This is a genomic window from Cohnella sp. GCM10020058 (assembly GCF_042683485.1).
Classification (GTDB): Bacteria; Bacillota; Bacilli; order Paenibacillales; family Paenibacillaceae; genus Cohnella.
The window spans coordinates 267017-285087 of sequence record NZ_JBHUJV010000019.1 but is presented as its reverse complement, the minus strand read 5'-3'; the positions used below and the strand labels follow the sequence as shown (position 1 = coordinate 285087).

The following is an 18071-nucleotide window of genomic DNA, read 5'->3' as shown; positions in this document are numbered from 1 at the left end:
CACCTCTTCAATGAATTTAAAAAGGCGAATCCCGAAGAGCGCGGGGCTCTCCCGGGGTTCGCCGGAGCTGCATTCAATTCTAGGATTCCGTCCGCTTGACGGCCGCTTCGGCGCCGCCCCGCTTGGCCCGCCATTTGTCGTACATCTGGCGGCCGCGAAGCATCAGCATCATAATGACGGCGACCGACATGCACTGAATGATCGGCAGCTTGTCGAGCTGGAGCAGGAGGAGCACGAGGCACCCGATCGCCATGATGATATGCACGATGATCTCCTTCAGGATCGGCAGCTTGCCCATCCTGAAGACGGCGTTGAAGATATAGATCGTAAATGCCAAGATCAGCAGGTACGAAACGATAGGGTGATCATGAAACCACGTTTGCACTGGTGCCCTCCTCCTCGTTACGCGCGGCTATCCGATCAGACGCCGGATTCGGCCATCTTGCGCTGTTTCTCGGAACGCTCGCGTTCGCTCTTGTTCAGCAGCTTCTTGCGCAGGCGGATCGACTTCGGCGTGATCTCGCAAAGCTCGTCGTCGTTCAGGTACTCGAGCGCTTCTTCCATCGACATCAGGCGAGGAGACTTGAGCTTGACCGTCTCTTCCTTGTTGGCCGTACGGATATTGTTAAGCGCCTTTTCTTTGCAAATGTTGACGATGATGTCGTTGTCGCGAGTGTGCTCGCCGACGATCATGCCTTCGTAAATATCCGTGCCCGGCTCAAGGAACATAATGCCGCGATCCTCGACGCCCATCATGCCGTATACGGTGGACGAGCCCGTCTCGCTGGCCACGAGCACGCCTTGGTGACGTCCGCCGACCTGGCCGCCCACGACCGGACCGTAGCTGTCGAATGCGTGGTTCATGACGCCGTAGCCGCGCGTCAGCGTCAGGAAGTTCGTGCGGTAGCCGATCAGGCCGCGCGCAGGAATCAGAAACTCGAGACGGACTTGCCCGTTACCGTTGTTGATCATGTTTACCATGTCGGCCTTGCGGGTGCCGAGGCTCTCCATGACGTTGCCCATGCTCTCCTCGGGTACGTCGATCATCAGACGCTCGATCGGCTCGCTCTTGACGCCGTCAATCTCGCGGAGGATAACCTCCGGCTTGGATACTTGCAGCTCGTAGCCTTCGCGGCGCATGTTCTCGATCAAAATGCCGAGATGCAGCTCGCCGCGACCGCTGACGACGAAGGCGTCCGGGCTGTCGGTCTCGTCGACGCGCAGCGCGACGTCGGTCTCAAGCTCCTTGAACAGACGCTCGCGCAGCTTGCGCGAGGTGACGTGCTTGCCTTCGCGGCCCGCGAACGGGCTGTTGTTGACCAGGAAGCGCATCTGCAACGTCGGCTCGTCGATCTTGAGCACCGGCAGCGCCTCGGGATTCGCCGGGTCGGCGATCGTCTCGCCAATGTTAACGTCCTTGATGCCGGCAATGGCGATGATGTCGCCGGCCGCCGCTTCTTCCATCTCGACGCGCTTCAGGCCCTGGAAGCCGAACAGCTTTTCGATGCGGGCCTGACGAATCTTGCCTTCGCGGTCCAGAACGGCGACCGGCTGGCCTTGACGGATCTTGCCGCGGTTGACGCGGCCGATCGGAATGCGGCCCAGGTACTCGTTGTAATCGAGCAGCGTAACGAGGAACTGCAGCGGTGCATCCTGATCTTCCGTCGGATGCGGAATCTTCTCGATGACCGTCTCGTACAGCGGCTCCATCGTCGTACCGAGCGTGCCGGCGTCGAGGCTCGCAATGCCGTTCAGGCCGGATGCGTAAACGACCGGGAATTCAAGCTGCTCGTCATTCGCTTCGAGCTCGATAAACAGCTCGAGCACCTCGTCGATGACTTCGGCCGGACGGGCCGCCGGGCGGTCGATCTTGTTGACGACGACGATCGGGGTCAGGCCCGCTTCGAGCGCCTTGCGAAGCACGAACTTGGTCTGCGGCATGCAGCCTTCGAACGCGTCGACGACCAGCAGTACGCCGTCGACCATCTTCATGATCCGTTCGACTTCGCCGCCAAAGTCTGCGTGTCCGGGAGTGTCGACGATATTGATCAGGTGATCCTTGTAACGGACGGCGGTGTTCTTCGCCAGGATCGTAATGCCGCGCTCCCGCTCGAGATCGTTGGAGTCCATCGCTCTCTCCTGGACTTGCTCATTTTCGCGGAAGGTGCCGGATTGACGCAGAAGCTGGTCGACAAGCGTCGTTTTCCCGTGGTCGACGTGCGCGATAATGGCGATATTGCGGATTTTTTCTTGTTGCATGGTTCCACTCCTTGTAATTTTTATATCTGTATCCATTACGACCGGCAGGCCCGCGTAGACTGACGCGAACCCGTCGTCCCTAATTTGCCGTGTCCAACACAAAACGCCGACGCGAGGCCGACGTTGTCTACATCCCTTCAATTATACGCTAAGCGGGCCCGATTGCCAACCCTCTGTTCAGGATGTCGATCCATCCGGACTATCGGCGGCGTCTTCGCGGCTTGCGCCGGCTGAGGACCAGCCAGACCCCGAATCCGATCAAAGCGACGGCGAGCAAATAAATGCCCCACGTCCACAGCAGCATGATGGCGAACAGCAGCAGCGAGAGCGCTCCGATGCCCATTGCGGCATTCCAGACCGCGCGGTCTTTGCCGACGCCGAATACGGCGTATTCGTAAAGGCCGATCGCGATCGAGAGCAAGAAGAGCGGCCATACATACCGCATCGAACCCCAGCCGACCCAGTTGCCAACCATAAGCAGCAGCGACGATCCGGTCAGGGTGCCCGCGGGCACAAGCACCACGGCCGGCACGATGCCGCCGAAATAAAGCACGTGGAGCAAAATGCCGACGATTAAAATCAGGATCGGCCAGAACACGGCCCCGATAAATGAAAAGACGCCCAGCTTCCCGAGCAAAATAATCAATCCCGCAGCCAAAATCCAGATTCCGACCGCGGCGGATTGCTTGTTCAAAGCGTCTCCCCCACTTCGCTTGTCTATTGCGAACGAACGATATTCGTTTCTTTTATCTAACAGTTTAATGGAAGTCGGGGTAAAAAACTAGTTCGACGCCTTTAAAAAAGAGTAAAAGCCACAATCCTGTCACGAATGCGCGCGGCTTCGCCGCTTCATCCACAGCGCCGCGGACAGGAGTGCCGCTACGGTTGCGAAGGGCAGCGCGAGCGATCCGCGCTCGCCCAAACCCGCGATCAGCGGCGCGAGTCCCTTGTCCTTCAGCGCCATCTCGCAAGCGGCATAACCGAGAAGCGCTCCGCCGGCGTAGAGCAAAATGGGGTACCTGTCGAGCAGATGCATAATGAACGAGCTCCCCCAAATAATGATAGGTATGCTCATCGCGATGCCGATCAGGAGCAGTGCGGTATCCTCTCCGGCGACGGCCGCCACGGCAAGCACGTTGTCCAAGCTCATGACGAAGTCGGCGACCACGATCGTCCATACGGCGCCGGCGAGCGTGGAAGCACCCGCGCCTGCGCTTACCTCCTCTTTATGGTCCGTCAGCAGCTTAAAGGCAATGACAAACAGCAGCACGGCGCCTGCCGTCTGCAAATAAGGAATGTCGAGCAGAAGCGCTGCGAGCACGGTGAGCGCGCACCGCAGCAGCACGGCCGCGGCCGCCCCCCACCATACCGCGCGCCGCCGCTGCGCGGGCGGAAGCCTGCGGCCGGCCATGGCGATGACGACGGCGTTGTCGCCGCTGAGCAGCAGATTGATGAGTACGATTTGCGCGAAAATGACCAATTGACCCCATAATTCCATGACGCGCACCTCCTTCCCCTGTTATATGTACAGGCAGGTCCGAATATGAAGGAGGCTGGTTCCTCAATTTTTTGAATCTTTCTTGTCCGACCGCCGTATAACCGTTTATCATTTCATTGTTGGAGGGTCGGAAATGGATTTTTTGAACGCTGAATTTTTTACCGCTCTGATCACGATCGTCCTGATCGACCTCATGCTCGCCGGAGACAACGCGATCGTCATCGGCCTGGCCGCGCGGAACCTCCCCAAAGCCAGCCAGAAAAAAGCGATTCTATGGGGAACGGCCGGCGCCGTCATCATTCGCGTGATCGCGACGCTGTTGATCGTATACTTGCTTAAAATTCCGTTTCTGCTCGCCGTAGGCGGCGTGGTGCTCATCTGGATCGCCTACAAGCTGCTCGTCCAGGAAGAGTCCCACGAGCACGTCGAAGCCGGCAGCAATCTGTGGAGCGCGGTACGCACGATCGTCATCGCGGATGCCGCCATGGGCCTCGACAACGTGATCGCCGTCGCGGGAGCCGCTTCGGGCGGCAGCTCCTCCGATCACAGTACGCTGCTGGTCATCCTCGGATTGCTTATCAGCATTCCGATCGTCGTATGGGGCAGCACACTGTTCGTCAACCTGATCAAGCGGTTCCCATGGATCATCTATATTGGATCCGCGATTCTGGCGTATACCGCGGCCAAGATGATCACGCACGAAAAGAAATTTGAAGAGCTGTTCGACAACGACCCGACCAATTGGGCGTTTATTGTCGTGATCGTCATCGCGGTAATGACGCTCGGCATCTGGAGCAACGCCGCCAAGAACCGTAAAAATGCCCGCAAGCTGAATTCCACGAATACACATTAACTGAAAATAGCCGATCCGGTCGACAAGCGACGCGGATCGGCTATTTTTTTTCCTAGAACCAGCGATCTTCGGCTGCAGGCGAAGTCTGCTTTTCCTCCGGCCCTTGCGCCGTCATGACTACCGTTTCCGTGCCCGCGACCGCTTCGGCCACCAGACGATCCAACTGCTCGCCAAGCGCATGCTCGATGCCTTCGACGACGCGCAGATTCGGATTCGTGGCCGGCGATTTGGGCACGAACAGCGTACAGCAATCCTCATAAGGCAAAATGGAAGTCTCGTACGTGCCGATCCGCTCGGAGATGCGGATGATCTCCAGCTTGTCCATCATGACGAGCGGGCGAAGAAGCGGCAGCTCCGCCGTGCGCCCGATGACGTTCATGCTGCCGAGCGTCTGGCTGGCCACCTGGCCGAGGCTGTCCCCCGTAACGAGGGCGAGCGCTCCGGAGCGTTCCGCAAGGCGCTCCGCGATCCGAAGCATCGAGCGCCGCATCAGCGTAATAATGAGGTGATCCTGCTTTTGCTGGGCCAGCATCGTCTGCAGCTCGGTAAAAGGCACGAGGTGCAGCTTGATGCGGCCTCCATAGTAAGCCAGCCGCTGAGCCAGGGCGATCACTTTGTCCGTCGCCTGCTCGCTCGTGAACGGATAGCTGTGAAAATGAACCGCTTCGATCTCGAGTCCTTTGCGCATCGCGGTCCAGCCCGCTACGGGGCTGTCGATGCCGCCGGACAGCAGCAGCATCGCTTTGCCGTTCATCCCAAGCGGGAACCCGCCCGCGCCGGGCACGACCGTGCAATAGACGAAGACGCCCTGCTGCTGGATGTCCAGCCGCAGCTCGACATCGGGCTCGCGCACGTCGACCCGAAGCGATGGCGTGTTGCGCAGCACATGGGCGCCGACCAGATGATTCATTTCCATCGAATCGTGAGGAAACGTCTTCCAGGCGCGCTTTACGCTCATTTTGAAGGTTGAAGGAACCGGTCGGTGCGTCTCCATGACAGCCAAAGCAGCGCTGCGGATGTCCTCGAGATCGTGCTTGACCTTCAGCACCGGGCTGATCGTCCAAATGCCGAACACGTCGGTCAACCTCGACAGGACGCGATCCCCGTCGGCACCGTTTAACTTAATATATACGCGGCCGAAGGCGCTCTCGTACGACAGCTCCGGGTGATCTGCCATCGCCTGCTTGATCTTGCCGAGCATAAGCGACTCGAACTTGCCGCGGTTGCGCCCCTTGAGCGTAAGCTCGCCCAGCCGGACGAGCAAATAGTCAAATTTCATTTGTCTAATCCCTTTCTAGCGGCTTCAGCTTGGTTACGGTCATCCGCAGCCGCGCGGCCAATGTATCGATATCCCCGGCTGCATGCTCGTCGCCGAAGCTGATCCGGATGCTGCCGGCTCCTCTCGCTTCGCCCAGTCCCATCGCCATCAGGATGCGGCTGGGCTTCAGGCTCTTGGAGGAGCAGGCCGATTGCGTGGAGACGAGCACCCCGTGCTCCTCGAGCATATGAAGCAGCACCTCGGGCCGCATGCCCGGATAGGACAGATTGACGATCTGCGGGGAAGCGAGCCGTTCGTCCTCCGGGCTGTTCAGCACGAGCTCCGGCATATCCTTCACGCCGGCCAGCAGCCTGCGCCTCAGCTCGTACATCCGCGTCCGGCGCTCGGGCATCGACTCAAGCGCGAGACGAAGCGCCTGCGCCATTCCCACAATGCCGGGCAGGTTGTGCGTGCCGCTGCGCGCATCGCTCTCCTGGCCGCCTCCCGCGAGCAGCGGACGGAGCTTAAGCCCTTCTCGCACGAGCAAATAACCGGCGCCTCGCGGTCCTCTGAACTTGTGCGCCGAAGCGCTATATAAATCCACATGCGAACTCGCCCAGTCGAAAGGCACCTTGCCTACCGCCTGAACGCCGTCCACATGGAACCGGATGCGCGGATGGCCGCGAAGCAGCTCGCCGATCTCCTCGATCGGCTGCAGCGCGCCGGTCTCGTTGTTCACATGCATGACGCTCACCAGCACCGTATCCTCGGCAATCGCCGCCGCGACATCCGCCGCGTTGATCCGGCCCTGCGCGTCAGGCAGCAGGTAGGTGACGCGCGTACCCTCGCTCTCGAGCTGCTTGGCCGTGGCGTGCACGGAGGCGTGCTCGATCGCAGTCGTAATCAAGTGCTTGCCCTTGCGCCCCGTCTGCCCCAGTATGCCCTTCATCGCCAGATTGTTGCTCTCCGTGCCGCCGGAGGTGAAAACGACCTCGCCAGGCGCTGCGCCGAGCAGCGATGCAATGGCCGTTCTGGCACGCTCGACCAACTTGCCTGCGTCGGTGCCCGCCCGATGAAGCGCCGAAGGATTGGCATAGTGCTCGGCCATCAGCTCGGCAACCGTACGAATGACGGATTCGTAGGGGGGCGTCGAAGCGCTATGATCGAAGTAATAGGTTTTCAATGGCCTGATTCCCTTCTTTTCCGCAAACAAAGAAAAAGATCAAAGGCGGCACGAAGCCGCCCTGATCCCTTCTCGCGTCAGCGCTCAGTAATCTGGTGAAACCGTCGCTCACGGCAGCGTCCATCCGCTGCGCGCAGAGAGCACTTTGCCGATATAGGCCTGCGTCTCCGCCGGCAGCTCGGACAGTCGCGCGGCTACGTCCGCATCGGTGCGCAGTCCGATGCGATCGACGCGTCCCGGCCCTGCATTGTAGGCGGCGAGCGCGGTCATCTCGCTGCCGTCGTACTTGCGCAGCAGATAGGACAAGTACCGGCTGCCGCCGTCGATATTTTGCGCGGGATCGAACGAGTCCTCTACGCCAAGACCCGAGGCGGTGTTGTCCATCAGCTGCATGAGGCCCTTGGCGCCGGCGGACGAACCCGCGTTCGGATTAAACGAAGACTCCGTCTGGATGACGCCCTTGATCAAGGCGGGATCAAGTCCGTAGCGTGCGGCGGCGGCCTGGATCAACCCGTCGTACGCCGAGGTGGATGTATTGGAGTCGGCCGTGAGCCCGCCCGTTCCATCGTCCGAAACGAGGCTATCAAGCAGGCTCGAACCGTATGATCCTGCGTTCGCGGACAGCAGGCCGAGACCCGTCGTCAATCCGGACGTATCGGTTGACGTGCTGTCCAAAGCGCCTGCGTCGGCATATCCGTAGCTGTCCATGCTGCCCATATACTGAGAAAGCAATTGCGTAAACAAGTTGTTGTCGCCGGTGCCCGATGTCACCGCGTCGGTGCTGCCCGCGAACGGATCGACGCCTGAAGTGAACTGCGCCAGCAAAAGCTGCTTCAACATACGCGGGTCGACCGAATTGCCTGCGACGCCGTTAATATATGTCATCGACGAATCCGCCCTTTTATTCGACATTTTACCTTTTCATTGTACACCACTTCGCGTCCGGCGACCAGCGCAAGACGGCGAATATGCTACATAAGCGCAATCGCCGTTCGTACCGGGCAGCCCCGGCGCGAACGGCGATCGGCAAAACGGATAATCAGGAATTCGGCTTAAAGGTCAGGCAGCAGGTGCTCCTCGAGCTGGCGGCCTTGTCGCGGTGTTCGGCGAACGACTCTTCCGCGAACTCCTCGTTCCACTCGGCCTTGGCGTGCGCGTCGATCTCGATCGCGATCTCTTCGGCGCCGCACCGGTTGCCCTTGTCCCAGAACGCGCAATTGCTGACGCTGCAGGCTACGCCTCTAGGCATAACGGATCACCTCCGCCGCTTAGTCTGGCCACTTCAGGTCAGCGCATGCGGGCGGCAATCAGGGATGTAGAGGAGAGCTTGGCCTTATTTGGACTGCAGGCGGCATTGAATCAAGTATTCGCTCTCATAATAAGAGAGGTCTTCCCGAAGCTCCTCGTATACGCGCGAGACGCCGAGGACGAGATCGCGGGCCGCCCGGACAGGCTTGGCGCGGAAGCGAATCGCATCCTGGCCGGTGTATGCATAACGGCCGTCTTCGGAATAGCCTTCGTTTTTCGGATAGAAGAAAGCATTCACGCAATAATGATAAACCTCGTAAAGCGAGCGCTCGGCAGCCTTCTCGTCAAAGTTCGGCCTGCGCAGCAGCGCACCCAGCTTCTCGTACGACACCTCGGAAAAAACGAGCAGGTGGCGGAGATCGGACAGCAGTCCGGCATAAAACGATTCGGTGTTATCTTCGGCAACCAACTGCGGCAGCGCGTGTCCGTTCAGGAAGGACTCCAGTGGATCGATGGCCGCTTTTAGTTTGTCGCGGCTGGACTCGGCTAACGCCTTCACGTTGGCGGATGGCATAAATTGCTTTCCCCTTTCCGTCTATGCACATGCATGGGACGCCTCACAGATTTCCCGAGAGACGCAATGCCCTTATCGTATCATAAATCGACCTCAAACGGTACTCCGCGGCACGCAATTCCTCCGTATAATTTTTCCCCCTTTCCAAAGCCTAAGGGTGTAGATTCAGGATCATCGCGTTCACCCCTAAATCCCAAAGGAGTCGATCCGCCCATGCGCCGCCGATATGCGTTTCTCGGATTATTATTTACCGTAGCCGTGGCCATCTTCGCCGTGCCGATCATCGTGCCCCAGCCAGGCGGGCGGGACCATGCTTCGTCCCCTTCTCCGTCCCAGCAAGAAAGCCGATATTCGGCTGCAGCCAAGGAAGAGCATGCCGAAAAGCTGGAGACGATCAAACAGGATATGGCGAGAACCGGCATGCTGTGCCGGATCGAATGCAGCAGCGATATGCGCAAGCTCGCGGCCGCAGCTTATAAATCCGGTTCTGCTCCGCTATCCGAAGCTCGAAAAAAGGCGTTAATGAAGGACATGCTGGCGGCCAACCCGCACTTAGAAGCGATGGCCTGGACCTCCGGCACGTCCGACGCCGCGGTCGGCGCGAAGCTGGAGCGCTTCGACCGGACGGTCCGGTCGGCCTGGCAAGAAGGCCTGTCCGCAGCCCGTAAAGGACGCAGCTATGAGTCCGCCTCCCTGCCCGTTCGCGGCGACGGCGGTTACGTGCTCGCGGTCCCGGCCGGAACAGGCGGCGACGGTCTCGTCGCCCTGATCCATAACGACGCGGTCGACGAGGTCGAAAAACATCAACGACGCAATCTGAGGCTCGTCCCTTATCCCGACAACAGCCGCTTCAGAACGCAGGCGACAGAGCCCGGAAGGCTGAAAGACAAACATGTGTCGTCCGGAGACGCCAACGGCAACGCCAGCCATTATGCCGTCGACGAAGTCGTCGTCAAGCTGCGGCGCCAGCTCACGCCCCGGGAGCTGCTGCAGCTGCGCAAAACGCTGAATCTGTCGGTTGCTCGCGAGCACCGCAAGCAAACTTACGTATTCCGCTCCAAGACACTTGGCACCGCCCAATTGATCGCTTATTTCAAGAAAAACTGGAACCCGATTTTTGCGGAGCCTCATTACCTGTATATGACCAATGACGGTAAGCCCGCCCGGATCATAACGCCGCTTGCCGGACGCATAACGCCGCTCGCCGCGGACAACGCGCTTCAGACCGACATCGTGCCCAACGACACGCTGTACGGACAATATCAGTGGAACCTGCCCGAGATTGCGACGGAGCGCGGCTGGAACGTCACCCGCGGCAAGCAGGACATTATCGTCGCCGTCGTCGATACCGGCGTGCAGCTCGATCATCCGGACTTGAAGGGCCGCCTGGTGAAAGGCACCAATATTGTGGACCCATCGGCGCAGCCCGAGGACGATGTCGGCCACGGCACCCATGTGGCCGGCATTATCGCCGCGGAGGTGAACAACAATGAAGGCGTCGCGGGCATGACCTGGTACACGAAGGTTATGCCGGTCAAGGCGCTGGACAACTCCGGCGCGGGCACGACGTATTCCGTCGCCGAAGGCATTATCTGGGCGGCGGATCACGGCGCGAACATCATTAATCTCAGCCTCGGCAACTATGCGCAGGCCCAGTTCCTGCACGACGCGATCAAGTACGCCCACGACAAAGGCGTGCTCGTCGTCGCCGCCAGCGGCAACGACAATACGGACCGGCCCGGTTATCCGGCCGCCTATCCCGAAGTCGTCGCCGTAGGCGCGACCGGCTCGGACGAACTGCGCGCGCCGTATTCGAATTACGGCGACTATATCGATGTCGTCGCGCCGGGCACCTCCATCGCCAGCACGTATCCGGGCAGCCGGTACGCAGCTTTGTCCGGCACGTCGATGGCTACCCCGCACGTGGCGGCACTCGCTTCGCTCATGCTGGCTGCGGACGGCAGCCTGACGAACGACCAGCTCGCCGATCTGCTCGACAAGACCGCCAGAGACCTCGGCGCCGCCGGCAAGGACACGGAGTTCGGCTACGGCCAGATCGACGTGCGCGCGGCCGTCGACGCTGCCGCCGGTAAAAACGCCGCCCCGGCCGCGAGCAAGCAAGCTGCCGCAACCGACGTCCAAAACACAGGCCAGCCCGACGTCGTCGAGCAGCGGCTGCTGGACAGGCTGCAAACCCTGTTATCCGACTTGCTCGGCCGCTGACTCTTTTTTGCTGAATAGCTCTAAAGCAATGCCGCTCCTTTTGTTGAATCGAACGGTCGTCTAACCGTTCTGCCGCGAAGCCCGGGACGATCCGCTCCCGTTCTGCGCGCGGAACGGCTTTTCATTTACCGCCTCCGCCACCTCGAAAACTACGATTTGTCGTTTGACCTCCGGACTTCTATAATAGAGAGAAGCGCGATCGGAACGATCGCCGATATTGCGATGATTATTCATCCGGAACGAAGGGGTAGAGCGCATTGGACAAGGCACAGCGGAAAAAAGAAGAACGATTGAAAAGGGAAGCGCAGGCCCTCAAGAGGCGCAAGCAGTCCCGAATCTGGGTTTGGACGACGGTCGTGGCCGCCGTCGCGATTATCGCGCTGGCGATCGTATTTCGTCCCGAGCCCGAAGATTTGAATTTTAATTACGACACGCTGCCGACGATCGGCCAGACCGATGCGCCAGTCAAGCTCGTCGAGTTCGGCGACTTCAAATGCACGACCTGCAAATTTTTCAACGACGAGATCTACCCCAAGTTAAAAGCGGACTTTATCGATACCGGCAAAATATCGCTCAGCTTCATGAACTTCACGATCATCAGCCCCCAAACGGATTCGAGGACCGCAGCGCTCGCAGCGCAGGCCGTCTATCATCAGAACAACGACGAGTTTTGGAAGTTTTATCATGCCGTCTACGAGAATCAGGGTGCCGAGAGCGCGACATGGGCCACCTCCGACTTCCTCGTCAAGCTGGCGCAGGATAAGTCGCTGAATCTCGACTTCGACAAGCTCAAAAAGGACATCGACAACGCTACATACAAGTCCGAAGTGGACAAGCACAACAAGATCGCGCGCGACAACAACTTTACCGGCACGCCAACGCTGATCCTGAACGGCAAAAAACTGTCCGACAGCCAGGCGCTGACCTACGAAAATCTGAAAGCCGAGATCGAAAAGGCGCTGAAGGAGTCGCCGGAAGCACCGGCCGCCTCGTCTGCGACCGCTTCCGCCTCGGCCTCCTAAGGGGGACTTCAAGCGATGCGCTCGTTTATCCGGGCTAACTTCCTCTACCTGGCATGGGTCGTCTCGCTCGTCGCGACCGGCGGCAGCTTGTTCATGAGCGAGGTGCTTAATTACGCCCCCTGCAAACTGTGCTGGCTGCAGCGGATCTTCATGTATCCGCTCGTGCTGCTGCTCGGCCGCGCCGCTATCCGCAGCGACCGGCGCATCGTAGGCTACGTCGCGCCGCTGATCGCCATCGGCGGATTGATCTCGCTCTATCATTACGGCGAGCAAAAGGTGCCGGGGATGGCCAGCATCCTCCCTTGCACGGTCGGCGTTCCTTGCAACGAAGATTACTTGGACTGGTTCGGCGTCATCACGATTCCGCTTTTGGCGCTTACTGCTTTTATCCTGATCGGTCTGCTGCTGTGGTTCGGCAGCAGAAAACAAAATCAGGAAGGCTGGGCCGAAGCCGACGATTCGGATTTCGACGAGCGTTAATCGAAGGCAGTCGCATTTGCAAAAAGGGGCTGCCTCAAAAGCCCTTCAAAGGTTAAAGCCGTAACAGCAAAAAGGGACGAAGCAGAGGAGATCTGCTTCGTCCCTTTTGCGTTTATTAAGAGAGCCCCTTGGCCCGACCTCGCCGCTAACCGTGGCGAGGCCCCTTTTATGACAGCCTTTCAATTGCTCTCCGATCGTCACGCCCAATTGCCGCCCCTGAAAATAGGCACGACCGTGCCGTCCTCCTGGTAACCGTCGATATCCATCTCGGCAGAACCGATCATAAAGTCGACGTGCGTGATGCTCGTATTGACGCCGCTGGCCGCGAGCTCCTCGGGCGTCATCGTCTTGCCGCCCTCGACGTTAAAGGCGTAGCCGCTGCCGATGGCGAAGTGGTTGGAAGCATTCTCGTCGAACAGCGTGTTGTAGAACAGAATGTTCGACTCGGAAATCGGCGAGCGATGCGGGACAAGCGCCATCTCCCCGAGATAATGCGAGCCTTCGTCGGTCTCGACGAGCTGCTGCAGAATCGCTTCGCCTTCCTCGGCTTCGGCTTTGACGATCCGTCCGAGCACGAATGTCAGCTTGAACCGGTCGATAATATTGCCGGCATAACTGAGCGGCTTCGTGCTGCTCACATAGCCGTTCACCCCGTCGCGACGCGGCGCCGTGAACACTTCTTCGGTCGGCATGTTCGCCATAAAGTTAACGCCGCCCGGCGCGACGCTCGAGGCGCCCACCCACAGATGGCGGTCCGGCAGCTCGACCGTCAGATCCGTGCCTGCTGCCTTGTAATGCAGCTTGCGCAGCCGCAGTCCGTTCAGCCAGTCGACCTTGCCGTGCAGGGCACGATCGTGCGCGCGCCAAGCTTCGACCGGGTCGTCCGCATGCAGGCGCACCGCATCGAAAATCGCCAGCCACAGCTTGCTGAGCGCGATCTCGGGCTCGTCGCCGGGGAATACCTTTTGCGCCCAATCGTTCGAAGCCGCGGCCGCGACCGTCCACGCGACCTTGTCGGATTGAATGGCCCTGCGGAATTCCGCGAGCCCAGCGCCGGCCGCTTTTTGATAATCGCCGATCCGCTGCGGGTCGACGCCCTTCAGCACGTCCGGTCCGGACGATACGAATGAGATAAAGCAAGCGCCCTTTTCCACGAAGCTGCCCCGCTTTAACGTCTCCCACGCGGGGAACGCGCGGAAAACCTCGGGGTCCGCATGGTCGTATTTGAGCCGGGACACTGCATCGTCGCTCCAGTCCACATGCACGTTGGACGCGCCGGCCTCATAGGCCGCTGCTGCGACGAGACGCGTGAGGGGCGCGATCTCGATCTGGCTGACGACAAATACTTCCTGACCTTGCTGCACGTTCGCGCCGACCTTGACGATCAGCTCCGCATACCGGGCCAACTGCTGCTCCAATGGTTCCACAGGATCATCCTCCGTATCGTACAAATGTTGTTATACTTAAACGCGTCAGTTCGCCCAATTCCCGCCGCGGAACACCGCAACCACCGTGCCGTCCTCCCGAATCCCGTCAATATCCATGTCGGCCCTTCCGACCATGAAGTCGACGTGAACGACGCTTGCATTGACGCCGGCCTCGCGCAGCTGCTCGGGCGACATCGTCTTGCCGCCTTCGAGCGTGAACGGGAAGCCGAGCCCGATTGCGAGATGGTTGGATGCATTCTCGTCGAACAGCGTGTTGTAAAATAAAATGTTCGCATTCGAGATCGGCGATCGGTGCGGCACGAGCGCGACTTCGCCAAGATAATGGGAGCCGTCGTCCGTCTCGACGATCTGCCTGAGCATCTCCTCGCCTTCTTCGGCCTCGACGCCGACGATACGTCCGTTCTCGAACGTCAACTTAAAGCGGTCCACGAGCGTGCCGCTGTAGCTAAGCGGCTTGGAGCTGCTCACGTATCCGCTGGCGCCGTCGCGGTGAGGCACCGTGAACACTTCCTCGGTCGGCATGTTTTTCATAAAACCGACGCCGTCAGGCTTCGTTCCGCCGGCCGTCATCCACAGATGACCCTCAGGAAGACCGATCGTAAGGTCCGTGCCCGGCGCCCTGTAATGCAGCTTGCCGAAGCGCTGTTCGTTCAGCCAAGCAGCTCTCTCCTGCAGCGTTGCATCATGCGCGCGCCAATTTTCTACCGGGTCTTCCGCATGCAGCCTTACAGCGTCAAAAATCGCCTGCCACAGCTTGCGGACGGATACCTCGGCAGAATCGCCCGGGAACACCTTTGCCGCCCATGCCTTCGTGGCGCTGCCCGCGATCGTCCAGGCGATCTTGTCCGACGCCGTCGCCTGCCGGTACACGGCTAGCGCCTCCCCCGCCGCCTTTTGATATTGGCCGATTTTCTGAGCGTCGACACCGCTTAACAGATCGGGATTGGAGGCATTCAGAAAAATAAAGCAGCCTCCGCGCTCCACGACTTCGTTGCGCCGCAGCTTCTCCCATTCGGGAAACTGCGTGAATATTTCCGGCGCGGCATGGTCGTACTTGAGACGAGTGAGCGCATCGTCCGCCCAATCCACGATTACGTTGCCTGCCCCGGCCTTGTAAGCATGCTCCACAACCAGACGGGCCAGCGGCGCACCTTCGATCTGGCTGGAGACGTATACGTCTTGACCTTGCTGTACATTGGCGCCAATCTTTACGATCAGTTCGGCATACTTGGACAAATCACGTTCGAATTCCGACATGTCTCACGCTCCGTTTTCAGAATGCAAACTGTTTTCTATATTGTACCGAATTCGCAGATCGATCACAAACTGAACTGACCAGTCATTTTAGCACCGAGGCAGACGCGACTTTCCGCACAAACAAAAACCCCGGAATATCCGGGGTTCGGGTGCGAGCGAATATCGCCCGTAGCTTTAAGCTTTGTCACGCATTTAACGCATTGTCACGCATTCAGCGCTTTTACCAGCGCAGTTAAATTTTGATTCATCAATCCGATATAATCGAGCCCCTGCTTGTTGTCGTCCTTCGTCAGTCCCTCGATCGGATTCAGCACATCCGTCTTCGCTCCCGTCTCGCTCGCGATCGCTTCCGCGATCTTCGGGTCGACAAGCGCCTCGAAAAAGATCGTGGAGATGCCGAGCGACTTGATCTCCTTCACGACGGAAGCCATCTGGCCAGGCGTCGGCTCCTGCTCCGGGGACAAGCCGGAGATCGGCAGCTGCGTCAAGCCATACTCGCGGGCCAAGTAGCCGAACGCGGCATGCTGCGTCACGAACGTCTTGTGCGACGTTTGACCAAGCGCCGCGCGGAAGTCCGCATCGAGTTGCTGGAGCTTGGCCATGTAAGCTTCGGCATTCGCTTCGTAGTCTGCGCTATGCGCCGGATCCGCTTTTGACAAGCCGTCACGGATATGTTCGACTTCCCGCTGCGCAAGCACCGGACTCAGCCACACGTGCGGGTCCATGCCGGCATGGTCGCTGTCCGAAGCCTGCTCGCCGCCGGCCGCATTGAGTTCGAGACCGGCAGAAGCTTCGACGTCGACCCGATTGCCGCTTCCCGCGCTTGAGATCGCCTGCTCGGCCCAGCCCTCCACGATCCCGTTGTATACAAAGACATCTGCCTTGGACAGCAGCGCCATATCCTTGGGCGTCGGTTCCCAGTCATGGGGCTCTACGCCGCCCGGCACCATCAGGGTCACATCGGCGAGGTCGCCGGCGATCTGCCTGGCGAATTCGTACATGGGATAAAAACTGGCCGCCACCTTAAGCTTGTGCTGCGAGCCCGAATTGGGATCCGCCTCCGAAGCCGTGTTGGCCCCGCCGTGCGAGCCGCAGCCCGCGAGCAGCATCGACACGGTCAGCGACGACAGCGCAGCCTTGGCCCATAAAGCCTTCATCCTCGCGATTCCCCCTTATCGGCGACACGCGCCGTGCTGCTGAATCGCGCAGCTTCGTAGAGCGAATCCGGCCCGTTGCCGGATACGGTATGGCCGAGCCTGCTCTTGCGCTTCGCCGCGCGAAGCGCCCCCTTCTTCAGTCCGATACCGACAAGCAGAATCGCGAGCAGGATGAGCGCGATCGTCGCGCCGGGCGGCGTGCTGAACGCGTAGGAGGCGGCCAATCCCGACCATACGCCGCCCAGGCCGAACGCCATCGACAGGCCGATCGCCATCGCGAAGCTCGAGGCGAGCCGAATGGCGAGTGCTGCGGGCAGGACGACGAGCGACGAGACGAGCAGCACGCCGACGATCGGCATTGCCGCCGCGACGATCATCCCGGTGACGACGCTAAACGCAAGCGACAGCCAATGGACCGGCAGTCCGGACGTCTTGGCCGTATCTTCGTCGAACGTCATCTGGTAAAGCGGACGGCGCATCAAGATGAAGAACAAGGCTGCAAGCACCGATACGGCCAGCATCAGGATAAGCTCGGTGCGGTTGACGGCTACGACCGAGCCGAACAAGTAGGACGAGAAACTCTTGTTCACGCTCTGGTTCAGGTTCATGATGATGACCGCGCTGGACAACCCGCCCACCATGATGATCGCGACGGAGATCTCGCTGTATGTCTTATATGAACGGCGCACATATTCGACGGCGACCGCGCCGACGATGGCGATGGCGAATCCGGTCAGGGTCGGATTCCAGTGGAGATAAGCACCGGCCGCGATACCCGCCAGCGAGACGTGCGAGAGCATGTCGGCCATCAGCGCCTGCCTGCGAAGCATCAGATAGACGCCGAGCGCCGACGCAACGAGCGCTATGAGCGCGCCGGCGAGAAATGCCCTCTGCATGAAGTCGTAGTGCAGCATCTCCACTTGCCATCCTCCTTCCGTTCCAGCTCGACGATGCGATCCAAATAAGGCGATACTTCGTCCAGGCCGTGCGTAACCATGACGACGGTGCGTCCGAACTGCTCCGTCTGCGTCTTCATGAGCTCATAGAAACCGAACCGGCTCTCCTGGTCCATGCCTGTCGTCGGTTCGTCCAGCACGAGTAAATCAGGCTCCATGGCCAGCGCCCGCGCAATGCAAATCCGCTGCTTCTGGCCGCCGGACAGCTCGCCGATCTTGCGATGCCGCAGATGCCACATCCCCACCTGCTTAAGCGCCAGCTCCGTTTGCTCATGATCCCGGGCATTCATTCTCCGGAGCCAAGAGCCCTTGGTATATCGGCCCGAGCGCACGAACTCCAGAATGCTGCTCGGAAAACCGCTGTTGAACGCAGCGATCTGCTGCGGAACATAACCGATCGTAAGCCTCCCGCCTCCCGTGCCGCGGGAAGCCAGCTTGATCTTGCCCTTCCAGGGAGCCAAAAGACCCATCATGAGTCGGAGCAGCGTCGTCTTGGATGCGCCGTTCGGTCCGGTAACGGCGACGAATTCGCCTGCGCCAATCTCAAGATTCACATCCTCCAGGCTCGGTACATCGTCATATCCGAACACGACCTGCTCCATCGCTACGAGCGCCATAGCTCTCTCCTCCTCGTCCTTTATCGTAAAAGTTACGC

At 59.7% G+C, this 18071-nt stretch carries 18 protein-coding genes; 4 read left to right on the top strand and 14 right to left on the bottom strand.

Annotated elements, in window-relative coordinates; all coding sequences use genetic code 11:
• Positions 1 to 79: 79 nt before the first annotated feature.
• From ACFSR7_RS31925 to ACFSR7_RS31910, 4 genes are all read right to left on the bottom strand, one after another.
• On the bottom strand, positions 80 to 385 hold the full coding sequence (locus ACFSR7_RS31925; RefSeq protein ID WP_378168632.1) for a YlaH-like family protein: 306 nt from the start codon (positions 383 to 385) through the stop codon (positions 80 to 82).
• A gap of 35 nt (positions 386 to 420) precedes the next feature.
• Entirely contained in the window at positions 421 to 2259 is a 1839-nt protein-coding gene (typA, locus tag ACFSR7_RS31920) for a translational GTPase TypA (protein ID WP_378168630.1), read from the bottom strand.
• A gap of 199 nt (positions 2260 to 2458) precedes the next feature.
• Positions 2459 to 2953 (bottom strand): hypothetical protein, encoded by a 495-nt coding sequence (locus ACFSR7_RS31915; RefSeq protein WP_378168628.1) that lies wholly within the window; start codon positions 2951 to 2953, stop codon positions 2459 to 2461.
• A 129-nt stretch (positions 2954 to 3082) separates the two neighbouring features.
• The gene (locus tag ACFSR7_RS31910; protein ID WP_378168626.1) at positions 3083 to 3757 is read right to left on the bottom strand and encodes a TerC family protein; all 675 of its coding nucleotides are present in this window, start codon (positions 3755 to 3757) and stop codon (positions 3083 to 3085) included.
• A 133-nt stretch (positions 3758 to 3890) separates the two neighbouring features.
• On the opposite strand from ACFSR7_RS31910, the gene ACFSR7_RS31905 reads away from it, so the two are divergent.
• Complete coding sequence (locus ACFSR7_RS31905; RefSeq protein ID WP_378168624.1) at positions 3891 to 4610, top strand: TerC family protein; 720 nt, start codon at positions 3891 to 3893, stop codon at positions 4608 to 4610.
• A gap of 52 nt (positions 4611 to 4662) precedes the next feature.
• Here the strand turns inward: ACFSR7_RS31905 and thiI are convergent, their stop codons facing one another.
• The 5 genes from thiI to ACFSR7_RS31880 all read right to left on the bottom strand — a co-directional run bounded on the left by thiI (position 4663) and on the right by ACFSR7_RS31880 (position 8873).
• Positions 4663 to 5889, bottom strand: coding sequence for a tRNA uracil 4-sulfurtransferase ThiI (gene thiI, locus ACFSR7_RS31900; RefSeq protein WP_378168623.1), 1227 nt, complete (start codon positions 5887 to 5889; stop codon positions 4663 to 4665).
• A 4-nt stretch (positions 5890 to 5893) separates the two neighbouring features.
• Positions 5894 to 7051: a cysteine desulfurase family protein gene (locus tag ACFSR7_RS31895; RefSeq protein ID WP_378168621.1), complete on the bottom strand. Its 1158-nt coding sequence runs from the start codon at positions 7049 to 7051 to the stop codon at positions 5894 to 5896.
• Between the two features lie 108 nt (positions 7052 to 7159).
• Entirely contained in the window at positions 7160 to 7936 is a 777-nt protein-coding gene (locus ACFSR7_RS31890) for a lytic transglycosylase domain-containing protein (RefSeq protein WP_378168619.1), read from the bottom strand.
• Between the two features lie 154 nt (positions 7937 to 8090).
• Positions 8091 to 8300 carry a DUF1540 domain-containing protein gene (locus ACFSR7_RS31885; RefSeq protein WP_378168617.1) on the bottom strand — a complete coding sequence of 70 codons (210 nt, stop codon included), beginning with the start codon at positions 8298 to 8300 and terminating at the stop codon, positions 8091 to 8093.
• 84 nt (positions 8301 to 8384) lie between these two features.
• Positions 8385 to 8873, bottom strand: coding sequence for a YpuI family protein (locus ACFSR7_RS31880; protein WP_378168615.1), 489 nt, complete (start codon positions 8871 to 8873; stop codon positions 8385 to 8387).
• A gap of 213 nt (positions 8874 to 9086) precedes the next feature.
• Between ACFSR7_RS31880 and ACFSR7_RS31875 the strand changes: the two genes are divergently transcribed.
• The 3 genes from ACFSR7_RS31875 to ACFSR7_RS31865 all read left to right on the top strand — a co-directional run bounded on the left by ACFSR7_RS31875 (position 9087) and on the right by ACFSR7_RS31865 (position 12598).
• Complete coding sequence (locus ACFSR7_RS31875; RefSeq protein WP_378168614.1) at positions 9087 to 11096, top strand: S8 family peptidase; 2010 nt, start codon at positions 9087 to 9089, stop codon at positions 11094 to 11096.
• A gap of 257 nt (positions 11097 to 11353) precedes the next feature.
• Positions 11354 to 12118, top strand: coding sequence for a DsbA family protein (locus ACFSR7_RS31870; protein WP_378168612.1), 765 nt, complete (start codon positions 11354 to 11356; stop codon positions 12116 to 12118).
• Between the two features lie 15 nt (positions 12119 to 12133).
• Positions 12134 to 12598 carry a disulfide oxidoreductase gene (locus tag ACFSR7_RS31865; protein WP_378168610.1) on the top strand — a complete coding sequence of 155 codons (465 nt, stop codon included), beginning with the start codon at positions 12134 to 12136 and terminating at the stop codon, positions 12596 to 12598.
• A gap of 197 nt (positions 12599 to 12795) precedes the next feature.
• On the opposite strand, the gene ACFSR7_RS31860 is transcribed toward ACFSR7_RS31865, so the two are convergent.
• The 5 genes from ACFSR7_RS31860 to ACFSR7_RS31840 form a co-directional block, all read right to left on the bottom strand.
• A complete protein-coding gene (locus tag ACFSR7_RS31860) occupies positions 12796 to 14025 on the bottom strand; it encodes an aminopeptidase (RefSeq protein WP_378168608.1) in 1230 nt (409 codons plus the stop codon).
• 45 nt (positions 14026 to 14070) lie between these two features.
• Positions 14071 to 15303 (bottom strand): aminopeptidase, encoded by a 1233-nt coding sequence (locus ACFSR7_RS31855; RefSeq protein WP_378168606.1) that lies wholly within the window; start codon positions 15301 to 15303, stop codon positions 14071 to 14073.
• 203 nt (positions 15304 to 15506) lie between these two features.
• Entirely contained in the window at positions 15507 to 16460 is a 954-nt protein-coding gene (locus tag ACFSR7_RS31850) for a metal ABC transporter substrate-binding protein (RefSeq protein WP_378168604.1), read from the bottom strand.
• Positions 16457 to 17380, bottom strand: coding sequence for a metal ABC transporter permease (locus ACFSR7_RS31845; protein ID WP_378168602.1), 924 nt, complete (start codon positions 17378 to 17380; stop codon positions 16457 to 16459). Before ACFSR7_RS31845 ends, ACFSR7_RS31850 begins: the two co-directional genes overlap by 4 nt.
• Complete coding sequence (locus ACFSR7_RS31840; protein ID WP_378168600.1) at positions 17323 to 18033, bottom strand: metal ABC transporter ATP-binding protein; 711 nt, start codon at positions 18031 to 18033, stop codon at positions 17323 to 17325. Before ACFSR7_RS31840 ends, ACFSR7_RS31845 begins: the two co-directional genes overlap by 58 nt.
• Between the last annotated feature and the right edge of the window lie 38 nt (positions 18034 to 18071).

What these genes read in the sequence shown, in the direction of transcription:
- typA (WP_378168630.1), bottom strand. Translation starts at nt 2,259, where the DNA reads ATGCAACAAGAAAAAATCCGCAATATCGCCATTATCGCGCACGTCGAC.
- ACFSR7_RS31840 (WP_378168600.1), bottom strand. Translation starts at nt 18,033, where the DNA reads ATGGCGCTCGTAGCGATGGAGCAGGTCGTGTTCGGATATGACGATGTA.
- ACFSR7_RS31885 (WP_378168617.1), bottom strand. Translation starts at nt 8,300, where the DNA reads ATGCCTAGAGGCGTAGCCTGCAGCGTCAGCAATTGCGCGTTCTGGGAC.
- ACFSR7_RS31910 (WP_378168626.1), bottom strand. Translation starts at nt 3,757, where the DNA reads ATGGAATTATGGGGTCAATTGGTCATTTTCGCGCAAATCGTACTCATC.
- ACFSR7_RS31875 (WP_378168614.1), top strand. Translation starts at nt 9,087, where the DNA reads ATGCGCCGCCGATATGCGTTTCTCGGATTATTATTTACCGTAGCCGTG.
- ACFSR7_RS31890 (WP_378168619.1), bottom strand. Translation starts at nt 7,936, where the DNA reads ATGACATATATTAACGGCGTCGCAGGCAATTCGGTCGACCCGCGTATG.
- ACFSR7_RS31855 (WP_378168606.1), bottom strand. Translation starts at nt 15,303, where the DNA reads ATGTCGGAATTCGAACGTGATTTGTCCAAGTATGCCGAACTGATCGTA.
- ACFSR7_RS31905 (WP_378168624.1), top strand. Translation starts at nt 3,891, where the DNA reads ATGGATTTTTTGAACGCTGAATTTTTTACCGCTCTGATCACGATCGTC.
- ACFSR7_RS31865 (WP_378168610.1), top strand. Translation starts at nt 12,134, where the DNA reads ATGCGCTCGTTTATCCGGGCTAACTTCCTCTACCTGGCATGGGTCGTC.
- ACFSR7_RS31880 (WP_378168615.1), bottom strand. Translation starts at nt 8,873, where the DNA reads ATGCCATCCGCCAACGTGAAGGCGTTAGCCGAGTCCAGCCGCGACAAA.
- thiI (WP_378168623.1), bottom strand. Translation starts at nt 5,889, where the DNA reads ATGAAATTTGACTATTTGCTCGTCCGGCTGGGCGAGCTTACGCTCAAG.
- ACFSR7_RS31850 (WP_378168604.1), bottom strand. Translation starts at nt 16,460, where the DNA reads ATGAAGGCTTTATGGGCCAAGGCTGCGCTGTCGTCGCTGACCGTGTCG.